The organism is Nocardia neocaledoniensis (genome assembly GCF_029868625.1).
GTDB classification, from domain to species: domain Bacteria; phylum Actinomycetota; class Actinomycetes; order Mycobacteriales; family Mycobacteriaceae; genus Nocardia; species Nocardia neocaledoniensis_A.
Genome location: NZ_JARWOJ010000125.1, coordinates 1 through 1,622 on the forward strand (window position 1 = coordinate 1; position 1,622 = coordinate 1,622).

At 71.3% G+C, this 1,622-nt stretch carries 2 protein-coding genes and 1 pseudogene; 2 read left to right on the plus strand and 1 reads right to left on the minus strand.

All coding sequences use genetic code 11. From position 1 onward, the window contains the following. The first annotated feature begins 175 nt into the window (after positions 1-175). Positions 176-403, plus strand: a complete 228-nt coding sequence (locus tag QH270_RS08780) for a hypothetical protein (protein WP_280340035.1) — start codon at positions 176-178, stop codon at positions 401-403. Positions 404-434: 31 nt separating this feature from the next. Next, positions 435-863, plus strand: a complete 429-nt coding sequence (locus QH270_RS08785) for a hypothetical protein (protein ID WP_280340036.1) — start codon at positions 435-437, stop codon at positions 861-863. A gap of 647 nt (positions 864-1,510) precedes the next feature. On the opposite strand, the pseudogene QH270_RS08790 reads toward QH270_RS08785, so the two are convergent. Continuing rightward, positions 1,511-1,622, minus strand: a pseudogene (locus QH270_RS08790) (helix-turn-helix domain-containing protein); the annotation flags it as partial.

Consider the following 1,622-nt stretch of genomic DNA (forward strand, 5'->3'; position numbering starts at 1 on the left):
CAGCACACGGCGGTGATCGCCGTCGCCTCACCGATTGTCGACTTCGTTTCCTGCACGACCATCCTCAGAACTTATCCCGTGCCGTGCGAGCGCGGTTCTCGTCCGCGCGCCGCGGGTAGGCTCCTTCGGGTGTCCGACGAGGGCGCCGGGGTAGCAATCGAAATTCGGGGGAGCGATGAGTATTCAGCCTGCGCCGCAAGGTTTTCCGCTGTCCTCGCCCCAGCCGCGCCAGCACTCGTCGCCGCCCGGACCAGCCGTGGTGGCCGCGATTCTCGCGCTCCTGGGCGGGGTGCTCGGGCTGGTTCGGGTGCAGACGGGGCTCACCGGGCGGCGAGTCGTCGAGGACATGCGTGATCCGAAGGTCGACGTCGACTGCCCCGCGTCCGCCGGTTCCGCCGTATAACTGACGGCGACGTCGACAAGTAGCGGGGACAGTGGTGGAGCAGGTGCGGCCGGAGCGGCCTTCGCGCGCGGTGACCGCGCTGATCGCGGGCTGGCTCGGGGTGCTGGTCGGGGCGGCCGGGGTGGTTGTCGGGAGCGCGACCGCGGTGCTGCGGGTCGTCGGGCGCGAGATCGACCTCGATTACGTGGGCGCGGGGATCGTCGGCGGGCTCGGGGTGGTGTATCTGCTCGGGGCGGTGCTGCTGTTGCGACGGCGGATGTTCGGCCGTCGGCTACTGATCACCGTGACGGCGGTGATGGCGGGGGCGACGCTGCTGGTCATCGTGCTCAACGGGGCGAGTCACGGGTGGCGGTTGGGGCCGCTGGATTTCTGGCTGGTCCTCAACGGCGCGATCCTGGCGCTGGGCCTGAGCGAGCCGACGCGCCGCTGGACCACGACGCGCTCGCACGGCACGGGATAAGTTCTGAGGATGGTCGTGCAGGAAACGAAGTCGACAATCGGTGAGGCGACGGCGATCACCGCCGTGTGCTGTGCCGGGCTGGCCGCCACGGCGAATCTGCTCGGCGCCGTCATCCTGGTGCGCTCCTTCCTGCGCGACCCCGGCCGGCTCGACGACTCGCTGACCCTGTTCGCCACGCTCGGCGCGTTGGTGGCGGCCTTCGCGTTCGGCTACGGCGGCGTGCTGCTGTGGCGGCGCGATGTGACCGGGCGCTGGATGCTGATCGTCGCCGCGGGCGCCCAGGCCGCCCTCGGCCTGCTCGGCCTGCTGGCGACCCTGGTGAACTACGACCCCGAATACGGCATCCACTGGTTCCCCGCGGAATCGGTGCTCCGCTCGATTCCGATCGGCCTCGGCGGGGTACCCGGTGCGGTGACGGCGATCGTGAACCACAGCTGGGCGGCCGCCCTCGCCGCGCTCGCCCTCGGCGCTCTCGTGCTGCTTCCCGCGGTGCTGCCCTGGGCCGCCGCCGACCCCACCCGCCGTCGCCGATCCAGGTCTGGCGCGTCGAACGCGGCGCCGACTACACCGACCGCGCCCTCGACATTGAGGCTGGACCGGTCGGCCCTGCTGATCATCCAGGTGGCCAGCACATTGACCGCGACGCCGACCAGCGCCAGCATCAGCCCGGTGCGATTGCCGAAGCGGCGGAAGACCGTGCCCTTGCCGACGCCGGCGCGCTTGGCGACCGCGTCCATGGTCAGCCCGCCCGCGCCGTGC

Excerpts from the sequence above, each read along its gene's own strand:
- QH270_RS08780 (WP_280340035.1), top strand. The coding sequence starts at position 176 with ATGAGTATTCAGCCTGCGCCGCAAGGTTTTCCGCTGTCCTCGCCCCAG.